A 16,692-nucleotide genomic window follows, 5' to 3' on the forward strand; every position below is an offset into this window, starting at 1 on the left:
GTTATAGCCAATGCAATTGATTCGCATCCAGCCATGCGGATCTGCACCTATAACAGATGCGACACGGAGCGCTATCGATGTCCTCTCGCCTTACTTGCCGGTTCCTCGCCCCTTCTTGCACGCTGTCGCTGTTGACCGCGGCCCTCCTGGTGGCCGGCACGGTGCCGGCCGCCGTCGCGGCCACTGCTGCCCAAGCGCCTGCACGGAACATGGGCGACTACACGTTCGCCATCGCCCGGCAACCACTGGTCTCGGCCCTGAACGCCTTCACCGCCGTCACGGGCTGGCAGGTCGGCCTGCCAGCGGAACTGGCCGACGGCGTCGCCTCACCGGGGGTGAACGGCTCGCTGCCCGCGGAAAAAGCCCTGGAGCGACTGCTGCTGGGGACCCACCTGAGCTATCGCAAACTGGGCGACCACAGCATCGTCCTGGAAAAACGCAGCGCCGCCAGCGCGATGAACCTGCCACAGGTGACCATCAGCGCCACTCGCCAGGAACAGGACATCACCGGCGTGCCGAGCACCGTCACCGTCCACGATCGCGAGGCACTGGATCGCGGCAACGTCAACACCATCAGGGACCTGGTGCGCTACGAGCCGGGCGTTTCGGTGGGCGGCGCCGGCCAGCGTGGCGGCATCAGCGGCTACAACATCCGCGGCATCGACGGCAACCGGATCCTGACCCAGGTCGACGGCGTGGCCATACCCGACGGTTTCTTCAACGGCCCCTACGCCAAGACCCAGCGCAACTACCTCGACCCGGAAATCGTCAAGCGCGTGGAAATCCTCCGCGGCCCGGCCTCGGTGCTGTATGGCAGCAATGCCATTGGCGGCGCCGTCAGCTACTTCACCCTGGACCCGGACGACATCATCAAGCCGGGCCAGGACGTCGGCGCGCGCCTGAAGACCGGCTACAGCTCCGCCGACGACAGTTGGCTCAAGTCCGCCACCGTCGCCGGGCGCAGCGCAGCCTTCGACGGCCTGTTGCACTACAGCCAGCGCGACGGCCACGAAACCGAATCCTACGGCAGCCACAACGGCACCGGTCTGGACCGCACCGCTGCCAACCCGGAAGACGTGCGCGCCAGCAACGTGCTCGCCAAGCTCGGCTGGAACTACGACGATGATGCGCGCCTGGGCCTGGTCTACGAGAAGTACAAGGACGATCGCGACACCGACCTGAAAAGCGCCTACGGCGGCCCTTACTCCAACGGCGGGCCGGCCATTCCCGTCACCTTGCTGCCGGGCGGCATGTACCAGTGGCGCACCGGCAACGACACCATCACCCGCGAGCGTTTCGGCCTGGAACACAGCTTCGCCCTCGACAGCCTGCTGGCCGACCACATGAAGTGGAGCCTGAACCATCAGGTCGCCAAGACGAACGAGAGCACCGAGGAGTTCTATTTCCCGATCACCCGCCAGGTGCTGCGCACCCGCGACACCCTCTACGAAGAAAAGCAGTGGGTCTTCGACGCGCAACTGGACAAGGCCTTCAGCCTCGCCGACACCGAGCACGCCCTGACCTACGGCACCACGCTCAAGCAACAGAAGGTCACCGGCTCGCGCAGCGGCAATGGCGTGTGCCTGGCCGTGGGCCGCGGCTGCACCGCCGTGGGCGCCATCAGCGCAGCGGATGTACTGGCCAAGGCCAGTGACTTCCCGGACCCGACCATCAACACCTACAGCGTGTTCGCCCAGGACCAGATCAGCTGGAACCAGTGGACCTTCACCCCGGGGCTGCGCTACGACTACACCCAGCTCAAGCCGCACGTCACCCAGGCCTTCCTGAACACCGCCGACCCGACCGGCGCCGGCACCGTCAGCGACAGTGAGAAGACCTGGCACCGTGTCTCGCCCAAGTTCGGCCTGACCTATGCCTTCAGCGACCAGTACACCGGCTACGGCCAGTACGCCGAAGGTTTCCGCACCCCGACCGCCAAGGCCTTGTACGGTCGCTTCGACAACGCGGGCGTTGGCTACAGCGTGGAGCCCAACCCCAACCTGGAGCCGGAAAAAAGCCAGAGCTACGAGACCGGCCTGCGTGGCCGCTTCGACTCAGGCTCGTTCGACGTGGCGGTGTTCTACAACAAGTACCGCGACTTCATCAACGAAGATGCCATCACCCCCGGCGCCGACCAGTTGACCTTCCAGAGCAACAACATCAAGCACGCCACGATCAAGGGCGCGGAGATCAAGGGACGCCTGGACCTGGATGTCCTGGGCGCGCCGAAGGGCCTGTATACCCAGGGCTCGGTGGCGTATGCCTACGGTCGCAACAACGACACCGGCCAGCCGCTCAACAGCGTCAACCCACTGACCGGCGTGTTCGGCCTCGGCTATGAGCAGGACCGCTACGGCACCTTGCTCAGCTGGACCCTGGTCAAGAAAAAAGACCGTGTCGACGACAGCAACTTCAACTCGCCCGATGGCGTGAGCAGCCAGTTCAAGACCCCGGGTTTCGGCCTCCTCGACCTGAGCGGTTTCTACAAAGTGACCCAGGACATCACCGTCAGCGGCGGCCTCTACAACCTCACCGACAAGAAATACTGGCTATGGGATGACGTACGCGGCTACGACAGCGTCGGCGAAGCGGCGGTATTGAGCCCCGCCAACCTCGACCGCCTGACGGCGCCCGGACGCAATTTCGCGGTGAACCTGATCTGGGATATCTGATTCGATCACTGCGGCATGGATTCACCCTTGTGGCGAGGGAGCTTGCTCCCGCTGGGCTGCGCAGCGGCCCCGCAATTTCACGGTCGCTGCACGACCGAGCGGGAGCAAGCTCCCTCGCCACCACAGCGACCCGTTTAACAGGAAGGCCTACTCATGAACACCCAACGCCCCACTTCCCGCGCCCAGCGCCTCAACCAGATCACCCACGAACCCCACGCCAGGCTCGACGCCCTGGTCAAGGCGCACGCCCCGTTCGAAACCCCGGCCAGCTATGCCCGCTTCGTCGTCGCCCAATACCTGTTCCAGTCGGAACTGGTGGCTTTGTACAACGATGCCGCGTTGGCCCGCCTGATCCCCGACCTGCCTGCCCGCTGCCGGGCCGAGGCCGCGCGGGCCGACCTGGCGGACCTTGCCACCGAAGTACCGGCGCCGGTGGCCGGCGCGGTGCACAAACCGACCCAGGCCGAGGCCCTCGGCTGGCTGTTCGTCTCCGAAGGCTCCAAGCTCGGCGCCGCCTTCCTGATCAAGCGCGCCGTGGGCCTGGGCCTGAGCGAAACCTTCGGCGCCCGGCACCTGGCCGAACCGGCCGGCGGGCGGGCCGAAGGCTGGAAAACCTTCACCCGCACCCTCGACAACCTGGTCTTCACCCCAGAGCAGGAAGCCGAGGCGGATAAAGGCGCGCTGAATGCGTTCAATCGGTTTACGGTGTTGCTGGAGCAGGCTTACGCCACTGAACCGGCCTGACTCACGCCGTCTATCTGTGGGAGCAAGCCCGCTCCCACAAGGGAGTGTATGCCTGAAAGAAAGTTATGAACCGACCCTCAAAACTCACCCGCCTGCTCTTCGGCCTGCTCGCCTACACCAGCCTGGGCATCGGCCTGATCGCCATCGTCGTGCCCGGCCTGCCGACGACCGAATTCATCCTGCTCGCTGCCTGGGCCGCGACCCGCAGTTCGCCGCGCCTGAGCGCCTGGTTGGAGCAGCACCGGCTGTTCGGGCCGATGTTGCACAACTGGCGCAACGGCAAGGTCATCCCGCGCCGGGCCAAGGTCGCCGCCACGGCCAGCATGCTGCTCTGCGCCGGCTTGATGCTGGTGATGCTCGACCACGGCTGGCCGGTCTACCTGGCCCTCGTCGGCATGGGCCTGGGCAACCTGTGGATCTGGTCGCGCCCGGTGGCGAGGGCGCAAGCGCGCCCCTCGACAGCCCTGCCCCCCGAATAAACCCATTTGATCTATGCTCGTCCTCTCATTCCGGAGGGCCCACGATGACTGACCTGCTCACAACCGTCCAAGCCTCCCTCGGCTTGCCCACGACGCCCATCGCCTTCACGGGCGAAGGCGCCCTGCCCTCGGCATTCGCGGTCACCGAACTGGCCAGCGCCAGCCTCGCCGCAGCCGGCCAGGCCATCGCCGAACTCATCCACCGGCAAACCGGACGCCTGCCGCTGCTTGAAGTCGACCGGCGCCTGGCCTCCTTCTGGTTTTCCACGTCCCTGCGCCCCACCGGCTGGAGCGTGCCGCCGATGTGGGACCCGGTGGCCGGCGACTATGCCACGGCCGACGGCTGGATCCGCCTGCACACCAATGCGCCGCATCATCGACAGGCAGCGGAAAAAGTCCTCGGGCCCTGCGCTGATCGCGGCGCCATGGCCGCCCAGGTGGCCCGCTGGAGCAAGACCGAACTCGAACAGGCCGTCGTCGACGCCGGTGGCTGCGCCGCCGAGATGCGTTCGTGGCAAGCCTGGCAAGCGCATCCCCAAGGCCTGGCGGTGAACGCCGAGCCGCTGGTGCAGTTCGCCCACACCAGCGGCGTGTCCCCCAGGCCCTGGCTGGGTTCCGTGGCCCAGCCACTGGCCGGCCTCAAGGTGCTGGACCTGACCCGCGTGCTGGCCGGTCCCGTGGCCAGCCGCTTCCTCGCCGGCCTCGGCGCCGATGTCTTGCGCATCGACCCTCCGAGCTGGGACGAGCCCGGCGTCGTGCCGGAGGTCACCCTGGGCAAACGCTGCGCGCGTCTGGATCTGCACCAGCCCGACGACCGCGCGGTGTTCGAAACCTTGCTTGGAAACACCGACATCCTGCTCCACGGCTACCGCGCCGACGCCCTTGAACACCTCGGCTACGGCGCCGAGCAACGGCACAGGATTGCCCCGGGCCTGATCGATGTCAGCCTCAACGCCTACGGTTGGAGCGGCCCGTGGCAGAACCGGCGCGGCTTCGACAGCCTGGTGCAGATGAGCAGCGGCATCGCCGCGGCCGGCATGGCCTGGAAACAGGCCGACACCCCGACGCCACTGCCCGTTCAGGCACTGGACCACGGCACGGGCTACCTGATGGCCGCCAGCGCCGTGATGCTGTTGGCCCGGCGCCTGGCAAACGGACAAGGCGGCTCGGCACGCCTGTCTCTGGCCCGGACCGCCAAACTGCTGATCGAGCGCGGCGCGGGGGACTCGGCCACGCTACGGCCCGAGGACGCAGACGACCTGGGCATGCTGGTCGAGCAGACGCCATGGGGGCCGGCGCAACGGTTGCAGGTGCCGCTGAAGATCACCGGCACGCCCTGGCAGTGGGCGCTCGCAGCGACGAACCTCGGCGCCCATCGAGCGCAATGGTAAGCAGCCTCGCCCCCTGACCTGGATCAGCTATCGACGCGTTGAATCGACATACGCTGTGACTCTCCTCGGCTGCCTCGGAGTCATGCAATGTCTGATACCCCCGGAAAACTTCGTTTGGGTGCGTTGGTCGCGCTGGTAGTGGGCTCGATGATCGGCGGGGGGATTTTTTCCTTGCCCCAGAACATGGCCGCCAGCGCCGACGTCGGCGCCGTCCTGATCGGCTGGGCGATCACCGCGGTGGGCATGCTGACCCTCGCCTTCGTGTTCCAGACCCTGGCCAACCGCAAGCCCGACCTGGACGGCGGCGTGTACGCCTACGCCAAGGCCGGGTTCGGCGACTACATGGGTTTCTCATCGGCCTGGGGTTACTGGATCAGCGCCTGGCTGGGCAACGTCGGCTACTTCGTCTTGCTGTTCAGCACCTTGGGTTACTTCTTCCCGATCTTCGGTGAGGGCAACACGGTTGCCGCGGTGGTCGGCGCGTCGGTGCTGCTGTGGGCCGTGCATTTTCTGGTGCTGCGCGGCATCAAGGAGGCCGCCTTCATCAACCTGGTCACCACGGTTGCCAAGGTCGTGCCGCTGGCCTTGTTCGTGCTGATCGCCGTGTTCGCCTTCAGGCTCGACATTTTCACCAGCGACATCTGGGGCGCGAATAACCCGCAACTGGGCAGCGTGATGAACCAGGTGCGCAGCATGATGCTGGTCACCGTGTGGGTGTTCATCGGCATCGAAGGGGCGAGCATTTTTTCCGCCCGCGCCGAACGACGCACGGACGTGGGCAAGGCCACGGTGATCGGCTTCATCACCGTACTGCTGTTCCTGGTCCTGGTGAACGTGCTGTCCCTGGGGATCATGACCCAGCCGGAGCTGGCGAAGCTGCAGAACCCGTCCATGGCGGCGGTGCTGGAGCACGTCGTGGGCCACTGGGGCGCGGTGCTGATCAGCGTCGGCCTGATCATTTCGCTGCTCGGTGCCCTGTTGTCCTGGGTGCTGCTGTGTGCCGAGATCCTGTTCGCCGCCGCCAAAGACCACACCATGCCCGAGTTCCTGCGCCGAGAGAACGCCAACCAGGTACCGGCCAACGCTCTGTGGCTGACCAACGCAATGGTCCAACTGTTTCTGGTCATCACCCTGTTCTCGGCAAGCACCTACCTGTCACTGATCTACCTCGCCACCTCGATGATCCTGGTGCCGTACCTGTGGTCGGCGGCTTACGCAGTGCTGCTGGCGGTGCGCGGCGAGACCTATGAGAACACCCTGGCCGAGCGCCGCAAAGACCTGGCCATCGGTGCCATCGCCCTGATCTATGCGGTGTGGCTGCTTTATGCCGGCGGGATCAAGTACCTGCTGCTCTCCGCCCTGCTCTATGCCCCCGGCGCGATCCTGTTCGCCAAGGCCAAGCGCGAGCTGGGCAAATCAATTTTCACCTCTGTCGAGAAGCTGATTTTCGCCGCAGTGATCGCAGGCGCTCTGGTGGCGGCCTACGGGCTCTACGACGGCTTCCTGACCTTGTAGTTGGCTGATTGTTCTAACTGGAGGATTTTGTAATGACCACGGAAAAAATGCAGTACGGCGTTCATTCCGAAGCCGGGAGATTACGCAAAGTCATGGTCTGTTCCCCAGGCCTGGCCCATCAGCGGCTGACCCCGAACAACTGCGATGAACTGCTGTTCGATGACGTGCTGTGGGTCAACCAGGCCAAGCGCGACCATTTCGACTTCGTCACCAAGATGCGCGAGCGGGGCATCGATGTGCTGGAAATGCACAACCTGCTGACCGACGTCGTCGCCATTCCCGAAGCCCTGGACTGGATCCTGCAACGCAAGATCACCGCCAACTCGGTGGGCCTGGGCCTGGTGAATGAAGTCGGTTCGTGGCTGCGCAGCCTGGAACCGCGCCGGATCGCCGAATACCTCATCGGCGGTGTCTCGGCCGATGATCTGCCGGACAGCTTCGGTGGCAAGACCATCCAGATGTTCCGCGACTTCCTCGGGCACTCCAGCTTCATCCTGCCGCCGCTGCCCAACACCCAGTTCACCCGCGACACCACCTGCTGGATCTACGGCGGCGTGACCCTGAACCCGATGTACTGGCCGGCGCGTCGCCAGGAAACCCTGCTGGCCAGCGCCATTTACAAGTTCCATCCCGCGTTCACCCACGCCGACTTCCAGGTCTGGTACGGCGACCCCGACCAGGACCATGGCAGCGCCACCCTCGAAGGCGGTGACGTGATGCCGATTGGCAACGGCGTGGTACTGATCGGCATGGGCGAGCGCTCATCCCGCCAGGCCATCGGCCAACTGGCGCTGAACCTGTTCAAGCACAAGGCCGTGGAACGGGTCATCGTCGCCGGCTTGCCGAAGTCCCGGGCCGCCATGCACCTGGACACCGTGTTCAGTTTCTGCGACCGCGACCTGGTGACTGTTTTCCCGGAAGTGGTGAGCCAGATCGTGGCCTTCTCCCTGCGCCCCGACGAGAGCAAACCCGGCGGCATCGACGTGCGCCGCGAGCAAGGCAGTTTCCTCGACACGGTGGCTGCCGCCCTCAAGCTCCCGGCCCTGCGCGTGGTGGAAACCGGCGGCAACAGCTTTGCCGCCGAACGCGAACAGTGGGACGACGGCAACAACGTGGTGGCCCTGGAACCGGGCGTGGTGATCGGCTACGACCGCAACACCTACACCAACACGCTGCTGCGCAAGGCCGGGGTGGAAGTCATCACCATCAGCGCCAGCGAGCTGGGCCGGGGCCGTGGCGGTGGTCACTGCATGACCTGCCCGATCATCCGCGACCCGATCGATTACTGACCTTCGCGCCCGCGCCCTGGTTGACCGAATACGTGCCAGGGCCCGCCGAAACCCAAGGAGATGCACCATGGCGTTCAATACCCACAACCGTAACCTGCTCAGCCTCGAGCACCACACACCCCGTGAACTGCGTTACTTGCTGGACCTGTCCCGGGACCTCAAGCGGGCCAAGTACACCGGCACCGAGCAGCAGCACCTCAAGGGCAACAACATCGCGCTGATCTTCGAGAAAACGTCGACGCGCACCCGTTGCGCGTTCGAAGTGGCGGCCTACGACCAGGGCGCCAATGTCACCTACATCGACCCCAACTCCTCGCAGATCGGCCACAAGGAGAGCATGAAGGACACGGCCCGGGTGCTCGGGCGCATGTACGACGCCATCGAGTACCGTGGCTTCAAGCAAGAGATCGTCGAGGAACTGGCGAAGTTCGCCGGCGTGCCGGTGTTCAACGGCCTGACCGATGAATACCACCCGACGCAGATGATTGCCGATGTGCTGACCATGCGTGAGCACGCCGACAAACCGATCCATGAGATCAGCTATGCGTACCTGGGCGATGCCCGTAACAACATGGGCAACTCGTTGCTGCTGATCGGCGCCAAGCTGGGCATGGACGTGCGCATCTGCGCGCCCAAGGCCCTGTGGCCCCACGACGACCTGGTGCAGCGCTGCCATCAGTACGCCGAGGAAAGCGGCGCGCGCATCACCCTCACCGCGGACCCGAAGGCAGCGGTCAAGGGCGTGGACTTCATCCACACCGATGTCTGGGTTTCCATGGGCGAGCCGGTCGAAGCGTGGGCCGAGCGAATCGAGTTGTTGCTGCCTTACCAGGTCAACGCCGACCTGATGAAAGCCACCGGCAACCCACGCACCCGCTTCATGCATTGCCTGCCGGCGTTCCATAACAGCGACACCAAGATCGGCAAACAGATCGCCGAGCAGTACCCGCATCTGGCCAACGGCATCGAAGTCACCGACGACGTGTTCGAATCGCCGGCATGCATCGCCTTCGAGCAAGCGGAAAACCGCATGCACACCATCAAGGCGATCCTGGTGTCGACGCTGGCAGACCTGTAAGGGCCTGTGGGAGCGGGCCCCTTCGCGAGCAAGCCCGCTCCCACAAGAGACCTTGCGTTGTTCGTTCCACTTTTTGTAAAGGACAGCACCATGCGAATCGTCGTTGCCCTGGGCGGTAACGCCCTCCTGCGTCGGGGGGAACCCATGACCGCCGACAACCAACGCGGCAACATCCGCACCGCGACTGAACAGATCGCCAGGATCCACCCCGGCAATCAACTGGTGATCGCCCACGGCAATGGCCCGCAGGTCGGCCTGCTGTCGTTGCAAGCGGCCGCCTACCCCTCGGTCACCCCGTACCCGCTGGACGTGTTGGGTGCCGAGACCGAAGGCATGATCGGCTACATCATCGAACAGGAACTGGGCAATCTGTTGGACGCCGACGTGCCCTTCGCCACGCTGCTGACCCAGGTGGAAGTGGACGCCGACGACCCGGCCTTCCAACACCCCACCAAGCCCATCGGCCCGGTCTACAGCCAGCAGGAGGCGCAGGCACTGGCCGCTGAAAAAGGCTGGGCCATCGCCCCGGACGGCGACAGGTTTCGCCGGGTGGTCGCAAGCCCCAGGCCCAAGCGCATCTTTGAAATCCGCCCGATCAAGTGGCTGCTGGAAAAGGGCAGTATCGTGATCTGCGCCGGCGGTGGCGGCATCCCGACGATGTACGACGCCGATGGCAAGCTGCAGGGCGTTGAAGCGGTCATCGACAAGGACCTGTGCTCGGCGCTGCTGGCCGAACAATTGGAGAGCGATCTGCTGGTGATCGCCACCGACGTCAACGCCGCCTTCATCGACTTCGGCAAGCCGACCTGCAAGGCCATCGCCAGCGCCCACCCCGACGCCCTGGAAACACTCGACTTCGCCGCCGGATCCATGGGCCCCAAGGTGCAGGCCGCCTGCGAATTTGCGCGCAACACCGGCAAGGTCGCGGTGATCGGGTCGCTTTCGGACATCGATGCTATCGTCCAAGGCACCGCCGGTACTCGCATCAGCACCGCGACAACCGGCATCACTTATCGATAAGCGGAAACTCCCGGGGCAGATCCGGGGTCTGCCTTACTTCCACGCCTTTTCCAGGAGAGTCGCTCATGGCCCTGTTCCGACCCGGTCACCTGCACATGGAACGCCACGCGCTGAACAAGGATGACCACAGCTACGATCTGTGCATCGACTACGAGCTTGCCCAGGACCCCACGGAAGGCCAGGGCATGTCGTTCCGGCTGCACGGCACGATCGAGGACAAGCCCGTGGACGAAACGTTTTTCCTGGCCAAGGACCAGGCCTTCGACTTCGCCCGCCCCGCCACGCGCATCGCCCAGAAACACGGCCTGCCCAAGAGCGCCAACATCGGCTCCTTGCACAAGTACTACGACGACATGTTCGAAGACGTGCGAAAGCAACTGGATGTGAAACCGGGAGACCCGATGAAGCCGGAACACCTGGCGTAACCTGATCCACTCGCCCCCATCACCCGGTGGGAGCGGGCCTGCTCGCGAAAGCGTCGTATCAGTCAACGGTGATGTCGGCTGACCCACCGCTTTCGCAAGCAAGCCCGCTCTCACATTGGCGGTATCAGTGTGCTGAATGTCAGGGCAGTTGCCACGCCCGCCCCACTGGCAACTCACCCGCGCTGACCTATGCTTGAAAAAGTACCCCCGGGTATTCGTTCAGAGGTCATCGCCATGAACATCAAAACAAGAAGACGCTTCGTCATATTCGTCACCTGCGCCGCCACGCTTGCGCTGTATGGCACGGCAGCCTACCGGGTGGAACAGGCCAGGCAACTGCCCCGCGAATTCGCCAGCTGCAACCTGGAACGCTGCATCCCCCATAACGGATCCCTGAACGCCCTGCGCTGAGGCGTTTCAGTCGTCCTGCTGATCGGTCTTGAGCCGGTCCCGGAACGCCTTGGGCGAGATACCGACACGGCGACGAAATAGACGGGTGAAGTTGGTCGGATCGGAAAACCCGAGCACCTCGGAAATCTCGTAGATCGTCATGCCGGTGTAGGTCAGCAGTCGCTTGGCTTCCAGCAACTGCCGCTCATGCATGATCTGCAACGCCGGCTGGCCCGCCAGCTCGCGACAGGTGCCGTTGAGGTGCGACACCGATATGCCCAGGCGATGGGCCAGGTCTTCGACCTTGACGTGCTGGCGATAGGTTTCCTCCACCAACTGGATGAACCCGTTGAGGTATTCCCGGGCCCGTTGCGGGCGCTGGGTCTGGGTGCGGCGCTGCATGACCTGACGGCTGACCCAGACCATGATCACGCTGACCAGCGCGTGCATCAGCATTTCCCGGGCCGGTTGGTGGCCCATGTACTCGCTCTGCAGGGCACTGAACAGGCTATTCAGGTAATCGGCATTCTCACCGGCCGGGTAGCTTTCGGCCTGGGCCAGCACGTTGACCGAATGCCCCAGCTGCGATTGCAGATGCGTCACCAGTGGCGCCGCCAGGGTCACCACGTAGCCGTCCACATCCTCGGAAAACCGGAATCCATGCACCGACAACGGCGGCAGGATCTGCACCGTCGGCTCGTCGAGTTGCGTGCGCTGGCCTTCGATTTCCAGCTCCGCCCGCCCCTTGAACACAAACAGCAACTGGCACAGGTCAGCATGCCGATGGGGCTTGATCTCCCATTGATATTCGCTGCTGCGCTTGGAAATGGTTTCACAGTGCAGCAGGTCCGGTGTCGGCCAATCCTGGCTCTCGCCATAGAGCTTGAACACCGGGATCGAAGGCAGCTCAGGTTTTTTCATAACGCGGATCCGGGCCTGGGGTTGCGGGCGATAATCGCACCAATTGGCAGAAAGAACAGGTATCGGCTCAGTTTTCCCCTTCAACTGACAGGTCCGCAAGCGAAAAATGCAAGCACGCAGGTCCATAACAATTAACGCGGACCCTGGCCGCGTACTTCGTGCGAGTCATAACAACAATGAAAACCCTCAAGACCCAAGTTGCGATTATCGGTGCCGGCCCCTCTGGCCTGCTGCTCGGCCAGTTGTTGCACAACGCCGGGATCGACACCGTCATCATCGAACGCCAGGCCCCGGACTACGTGCTGGGCCGCATCCGCGCCGGCGTGTTGGAACAAGGCATGGTCGACCTGCTGCGCCAGGCCGGCGTCAGCCAGCGCATGGACGCTGAAGGCCTGCCCCACGACGGCTTCGAGCTGGCGCTCAACGAACGTCGGGTGCACATCGACCTCAAGGCGCTGACCGGCGGCAAGAACGTCATGATCTACGGCCAGACCGAAGTGACCCGTGACCTGATGGCCGCCCGCGAAGCCGCCGGCGCCCGGACGTTCTACCAGGCCGGCAACGCCCAGCCCCACGACCTGCAGACCGGCCAGCCCTACGTGACGTTCGAGTGCGACGGGCAAACCTGGCGCCTGGACTGCGACTACGTGGCGGGCTGCGACGGTTTCCATGGCGTGGCGCGACAGTCGATCCCGGCGGACACACTGAAGGTGTTCGAGCGGGTCTACCCGTTCGGCTGGCTCGGCGTGCTGGCCGACACCCCGCCGGTGCACGACGAACTGGTCTACGCCCGCCACCCCCACGGTTTCGCCCTGTGCAGCATGCGTTCCAAGACCCGCAGCCGTTACTACCTGCAAGTACCGGCTGAAGAACAACTGGCCGACTGGCCGGACGCGCGCTTCTGGGCCGAACTGAAGAACCGCCTCCCCGCCGACCTGGCCGAGGCCCTGGTGACCGGCCCGTCCATCGAGAAAAGCATCGCGCCGCTGCGTAGTTTCGTCGTCGAACCCATGCAGTACGGCCGCCTGTTCCTGGTGGGCGATGCCGCACACATCGTCCCACCCACCGGGGCCAAGGGCCTGAACCTGGCGGCCAGCGACGTCAGCACACTGTTCAACATCCTGCTCAAGGTCTATCGCGACGGCCGCGTGGATTTGCTCGAACGGTATTCCGCCATCTGCCTGCGCCGGATCTGGAAAGCCGAACGGTTCTCCTGGTGGATGACCTCGATGCTGCACCGTTTCGACGACGATGCCTTCAACCAGCGCATCAGCGAAGCGGAACTGGAGTATTTCGTCGACTCCGAGGCCGGTCGAAAAACCATCGCGGAAAATTATGTCGGACTTCCTTATGAGGCTATCGAATAGCCGGCTATCGACATAAACTGCGGGCTCCGTCCCCTTCGCCCTCCCGGCGTGACGCCCGCAGGTTTTGCCGTGACCCAGCTCAACACCCCGCAAGCCCAGAAGCCAGCCATCCGCAGCATCCTGGTCGCGCTGATGCTGGCGATTTTCCTCAGCGCCCTGGACCAGACCATCGTCGCCGTGTCGATGCCGGCCATCTCTGCGCAATTCAAGGACGTCAGCCTGCTGGCCTGGGTGATCTCCGGCTACATGGTCGCCATGACCGTGGCGGTGCCGATCTACGGCAAGCTCGGCGACCTTTACGGGCGACGGCCGCTGATGCTGTTCGGCATGGGCCTGTTCACCCTGGCCTCGCTGTTCTGTGGCCTGGCCCAGGACATGGAGCAATTGGTGCTGGCGAGGATTGTCCAAGGCATCGGCGCCGGCGGCATGATCTCTGTGAGCCAGGCGATCATCGGCGACATCATCCCGCCCCGCGAGCGCGGCCGCTACCAGGGTTACTTCAGCAGCATGTACGCCGTGGCCAGCGTGGCCGGGCCGGTGCTGGGCGGCTACATGACCGAATACCTGTCGTGGCGCTGGGTGTTCCTGATCAACCTGCCGCTGGGCCTGGCGGCCTGGTGGGTGGCCCGGCGCACCCTGGTCGGGCTGCCGGTGCCGCAGCGCACGCCGATCATCGACTACCTGGGCACGGTGTTGCTGATCATCGGCCTGACGGCCCTGCTGCTGGGCATCACCCAGATCGGCCAGGGTTACGCCTGGTACAGCCGCGACGTACTGGGCTTGCTCGGTTGCGCGGTGGTGGGCCTGGGGATTTTCGTCTGGCACGAGCGCCGGGCCCGGGAACCGCTGCTGCCGATGCACCTGTTTGCCAACCGCAGCGCGGTGCTGTGCTGGTGCACGGTGTTCTTCACCAGCTTCCAGGCAATTTCCCTGACGGTGCTGGTGCCGCTGCGCTTCCAGAGCGTGACCGGCGCCGGCGCCGACAGCGCGGCGCTGCACCTGCTACCCCTGGCCATGGGGCTGCCGATCGGCGCCTATTGCGCCGGGCGCCGGACCTCGGTGACAGGGCGCTACAAACCGATGATCTTAAGCGGCGCCCTGCTCTTCCCCTTCGCCATCCTCGGCATGGCCTTCACGCCCCCCGGCGCCTTCTGGCTGAGCAGCCTGTTCATGCTGCTCAGCGGCATCGCCTCGGGGATGCAATTTCCCACGTCCCTGGTGGGCTCGCAGAACTCGGTGCAGCAACAGGACATCGGCGTCGCCACCAGCACCACCAACCTGTTCCGCTCCCTTGGCGGGGCGGTGGGCGTGGCCTTGATGTCGGCGTTGCTGCTGGCCCTGCTGCAGGACTCCAGCTTCGCCCAATTCGCCGGGACCTCGCTGATCGGCGAAGGGCACTCCGGCAACGTCCTGCTGGACGGCCTGAACGCCGCGCCGGGTGAGGCACAGGACGCCCTGCGCCAGGAACTGCAGGCGACGTTCCGGCACCTGTTGCTGATCAGCGCGGCGGTATCGCCGCTGGGGCTGGCGGCTGCCGCCGCGATGCCCAACCGCCTGTTGCGTGGGCGGGATGAGAAAGTGCGGTGAATACCAAACCTCTGGTTAGCGCAGCCATCTGTGGCGAGGGAGCTTGCTCCCGCTGGGCTGCGCAGCAGACCTAGGAATCGGGTCAGCCGACACAGCATTGGGGCCGCTTCGCGCCGGAGCGCCAGCCCGGCGCAGCGGGAGCAAGCTTCCTCGCCACAGGGAAATTGTGCAAGGCTGCTTCTAGTGTGCCTTACGCTGTCGCCGCGGCGCCCATCGGCTCCACCACCGCACTCATGCCATCCTTCATCCGCTTGGCATCGCGCACGAAACAGCGCGAGGCCAGGAACAGGAACACCATGGTCATGAACAGGGCCACCGGAATCAGGTACATCGCGTCGTGCAAGCCAATGGCCTTGAACGCCTCGGTCATCTGCGGGGCGCCGGCCGCCGCCATGGCGGTGCGGGCGAAGTAGTCCGACAGCCCGCCCACCACCACCGGCCCCAGCCCGCCACCGAGCAGGTACAACCCGGCAAAGAACAACGCCATCGCCGTGGCCCGCAGGCGCGGCTCGACCACGTCCTGGATCGCCGTGTACACGCAGGTATAAAAGTTATAGGCAAACAGCCAGCCGACACTGAACACCGCGACGAACACACCGATTTCGATCCGCCCGGCGTGCAAGGCCCAGGCAGTGGTGACCGTCGAGATGACCAGGCTGAACGCCGCGAACAGCAGGCGACCACTGGCCACCCGCTGATGGATCTTGTCGGCGACCCAGCCGCCCAGGGTCAGCCCGAACAACCCCGTCACACCGACCATGATCCCGGTGGCCACCGCCGCATCAGGCAGCGACAACTGGAAATAGCGTTGCAGCATCGGCACCAGGAAGGAGTTGCAGGCGTAGGTGGCGAAGTTGAAGCACAGCCCGGCCAGCACCAGCCACAGGAACGTCGGAATGGCCAGGACCCGGCGGATCGGCCGATCGATCTTGTCCTGGGACACCTGCACGGTTTCCGCCGCGCCGCGCTTGGGTTCCTTGATGAAGAACATGAACACCGCCAGCACCAGCCCCGGCACGGCCGCGATGAAGAACGGCGCGCGCCAGCTGTCGAACGCCTTGACCATCGCACCGATGGTGAAGAAGGCCAGCAGCAACCCGATCGGCAGGCCGAGCATGAAGATGCCCATGGCCCGCGCCCGGCGATGGGCCGGGAACAGGTCGCCGATCAGCGAGTTGGCCGCCGGCGCGTAACTGGCCTCGCCGATGCCGATGCCCATGCGCACCACCAGGAATGCCCAGAAACTGCCCACCAGGCCATTGACCGCCGTCAGCGCGCTCCAGGTGGCCAGGCCCCAGCCCATCAGTTTGCTGCGCGAACCGGTGTCGGCCATGCGCCCCAGCGGCAGCCCGGCAATGGCGTAGACGATGGTGAAGGCGGTGCCGATGATGCCGATCTGGAAGTCGCTGAGGCTCCACTCCATGCGGATCGGCTCGATGATGATCGCCGGGATGGTGCGGTCGAAGAAGTTGAACAGGTTGGCGAGGAACAGCAGGAACAGAATGCGCCAGGCATTCGCCGCTTGGGTCGAGTTCTGCATGGGTCCGTCTCTTATTGTTTTTGGGCAACGGCGAGCAACCGAGCCCTGAATTTGCAATCTAGACAGCGGCGTGCGGGATGTCTGCGATCATTCGCCAGGCTGATACCCGACCATGGCGGCCAAGGCCTTTCTTGATGGCGGTCAACATACCGTAACAATTGCCATCATTTTGCCGGTTCTTGATTAAAGATCATGTCCCGATGGCCGATCCATCATGAAGCTTCTTTCATCCGCTATGGTTCGATGACAGCGGTCGTCCAACCCACCAGTTCAG

General features: G+C 64.6%; 14 protein-coding genes. 12 read left to right on the forward strand and 2 right to left on the reverse strand.

Features of this window, described 5'->3' with window-relative positions:
* Positions 1 to 77 precede the first annotated feature (77 nt).
* The 10 genes from AD664_RS14535 to AD664_RS27670 all read left to right on the forward strand — a co-directional run bounded on the left by AD664_RS14535 (position 78) and on the right by AD664_RS27670 (position 11,024).
* Positions 78 to 2,672 (forward strand): TonB-dependent receptor, encoded by a 2,595-nt coding sequence (locus AD664_RS14535; protein ID WP_053147469.1) that lies wholly within the window; start codon positions 78 to 80, stop codon positions 2,670 to 2,672.
* A gap of 153 nt (positions 2,673 to 2,825) precedes the next feature.
* Complete coding sequence (locus AD664_RS14540) at positions 2,826 to 3,416, forward strand: biliverdin-producing heme oxygenase (protein ID WP_053147471.1); 591 nt, start codon at positions 2,826 to 2,828, stop codon at positions 3,414 to 3,416.
* Between the two features lie 65 nt (positions 3,417 to 3,481).
* A complete protein-coding gene (locus AD664_RS14545; RefSeq protein ID WP_053147473.1) occupies positions 3,482 to 3,895 on the forward strand; it encodes a YbaN family protein in 414 nt (137 codons plus the stop codon).
* A gap of 44 nt (positions 3,896 to 3,939) precedes the next feature.
* Entirely contained in the window at positions 3,940 to 5,286 is a 1,347-nt protein-coding gene (locus tag AD664_RS14550; RefSeq protein WP_053147475.1) for a CoA transferase, read from the forward strand.
* Positions 5,287 to 5,373: 87 nt separating this feature from the next.
* Positions 5,374 to 6,801 (forward strand): arginine-ornithine antiporter, encoded by a 1,428-nt coding sequence (gene arcD / locus AD664_RS14555; protein ID WP_053147476.1) that lies wholly within the window; start codon positions 5,374 to 5,376, stop codon positions 6,799 to 6,801.
* 32 nt (positions 6,802 to 6,833) lie between these two features.
* Positions 6,834 to 8,090, forward strand: a complete 1,257-nt coding sequence (arcA, locus tag AD664_RS14560) for an arginine deiminase (protein ID WP_053147478.1) — start codon at positions 6,834 to 6,836, stop codon at positions 8,088 to 8,090.
* Between the two features lie 67 nt (positions 8,091 to 8,157).
* Positions 8,158 to 9,168, forward strand: coding sequence for an ornithine carbamoyltransferase (locus AD664_RS14565; RefSeq protein ID WP_042731070.1), 1,011 nt, complete (start codon positions 8,158 to 8,160; stop codon positions 9,166 to 9,168).
* Positions 9,169 to 9,258: 90 nt separating this feature from the next.
* Entirely contained in the window at positions 9,259 to 10,188 is a 930-nt protein-coding gene (arcC, locus tag AD664_RS14570; protein ID WP_053147479.1) for a carbamate kinase, read from the forward strand.
* 65 nt (positions 10,189 to 10,253) lie between these two features.
* The gene (locus AD664_RS14575) at positions 10,254 to 10,613 is read left to right on the forward strand and encodes a DUF5064 family protein (protein WP_053147481.1); all 360 of its coding nucleotides are present in this window, start codon (positions 10,254 to 10,256) and stop codon (positions 10,611 to 10,613) included.
* 234 nt (positions 10,614 to 10,847) lie between these two features.
* Positions 10,848 to 11,024, forward strand: a complete 177-nt coding sequence (locus AD664_RS27670; protein WP_172679727.1) for a hypothetical protein — start codon at positions 10,848 to 10,850, stop codon at positions 11,022 to 11,024.
* A 6-nt stretch (positions 11,025 to 11,030) separates the two neighbouring features.
* Here the strand turns inward: AD664_RS27670 and AD664_RS14580 are convergent, their stop codons facing one another.
* Positions 11,031 to 11,924, reverse strand: coding sequence for a helix-turn-helix domain-containing protein (locus tag AD664_RS14580; RefSeq protein ID WP_053147483.1), 894 nt, complete (start codon positions 11,922 to 11,924; stop codon positions 11,031 to 11,033).
* A gap of 176 nt (positions 11,925 to 12,100) precedes the next feature.
* On the opposite strand from AD664_RS14580, the gene pobA reads away from it, so the two are divergent.
* Entirely contained in the window at positions 12,101 to 13,291 is a 1,191-nt protein-coding gene (pobA, locus tag AD664_RS14585) for a 4-hydroxybenzoate 3-monooxygenase (RefSeq protein WP_053147485.1), read from the forward strand.
* 69 nt (positions 13,292 to 13,360) lie between these two features.
* The gene (locus AD664_RS14590; protein WP_053147487.1) at positions 13,361 to 14,878 is read left to right on the forward strand and encodes an MDR family MFS transporter; all 1,518 of its coding nucleotides are present in this window, start codon (positions 13,361 to 13,363) and stop codon (positions 14,876 to 14,878) included.
* A 190-nt stretch (positions 14,879 to 15,068) separates the two neighbouring features.
* Here the strand turns inward: AD664_RS14590 and AD664_RS14595 are convergent, their stop codons facing one another.
* Positions 15,069 to 16,418 carry an MFS transporter gene (locus AD664_RS14595; RefSeq protein WP_047736940.1) on the reverse strand — a complete coding sequence of 450 codons (1,350 nt, stop codon included), beginning with the start codon at positions 16,416 to 16,418 and terminating at the stop codon, positions 15,069 to 15,071.
* Positions 16,419 to 16,692 lie beyond the last annotated feature (274 nt).

It is taken from the genome of Pseudomonas sp. P97.38 (assembly GCF_001269745.1).
GTDB classification, from domain to species: Bacteria; Pseudomonadota; Gammaproteobacteria; order Pseudomonadales; family Pseudomonadaceae; genus Aquipseudomonas; species Aquipseudomonas chlororaphis_E.

Coding starts and splice junctions, on each gene's coding strand:
- AD664_RS14535 (WP_053147469.1), top strand. CDS start 78: ATGTCCTCTCGCCTTACTTGCCGGTTCCTCGCCCCTTCTTGCACGCTG.
- AD664_RS14540 (WP_053147471.1), top strand. CDS start 2,826: ATGAACACCCAACGCCCCACTTCCCGCGCCCAGCGCCTCAACCAGATC.
- AD664_RS14545 (WP_053147473.1), top strand. CDS start 3,482: ATGAACCGACCCTCAAAACTCACCCGCCTGCTCTTCGGCCTGCTCGCC.
- AD664_RS14550 (WP_053147475.1), top strand. CDS start 3,940: ATGACTGACCTGCTCACAACCGTCCAAGCCTCCCTCGGCTTGCCCACG.
- arcD (WP_053147476.1), top strand. CDS start 5,374: ATGTCTGATACCCCCGGAAAACTTCGTTTGGGTGCGTTGGTCGCGCTG.
- arcA (WP_053147478.1), top strand. CDS start 6,834: ATGACCACGGAAAAAATGCAGTACGGCGTTCATTCCGAAGCCGGGAGA.
- AD664_RS14565 (WP_042731070.1), top strand. CDS start 8,158: ATGGCGTTCAATACCCACAACCGTAACCTGCTCAGCCTCGAGCACCAC.
- arcC (WP_053147479.1), top strand. CDS start 9,259: ATGCGAATCGTCGTTGCCCTGGGCGGTAACGCCCTCCTGCGTCGGGGG.
- AD664_RS14575 (WP_053147481.1), top strand. CDS start 10,254: ATGGCCCTGTTCCGACCCGGTCACCTGCACATGGAACGCCACGCGCTG.
- AD664_RS27670 (WP_172679727.1), top strand. CDS start 10,848: ATGAACATCAAAACAAGAAGACGCTTCGTCATATTCGTCACCTGCGCC.
- AD664_RS14580 (WP_053147483.1), bottom strand. CDS start 11,924: ATGAAAAAACCTGAGCTGCCTTCGATCCCGGTGTTCAAGCTCTATGGC.
- pobA (WP_053147485.1), top strand. CDS start 12,101: ATGAAAACCCTCAAGACCCAAGTTGCGATTATCGGTGCCGGCCCCTCT.
- AD664_RS14595 (WP_047736940.1), bottom strand. CDS start 16,418: ATGCAGAACTCGACCCAAGCGGCGAATGCCTGGCGCATTCTGTTCCTG.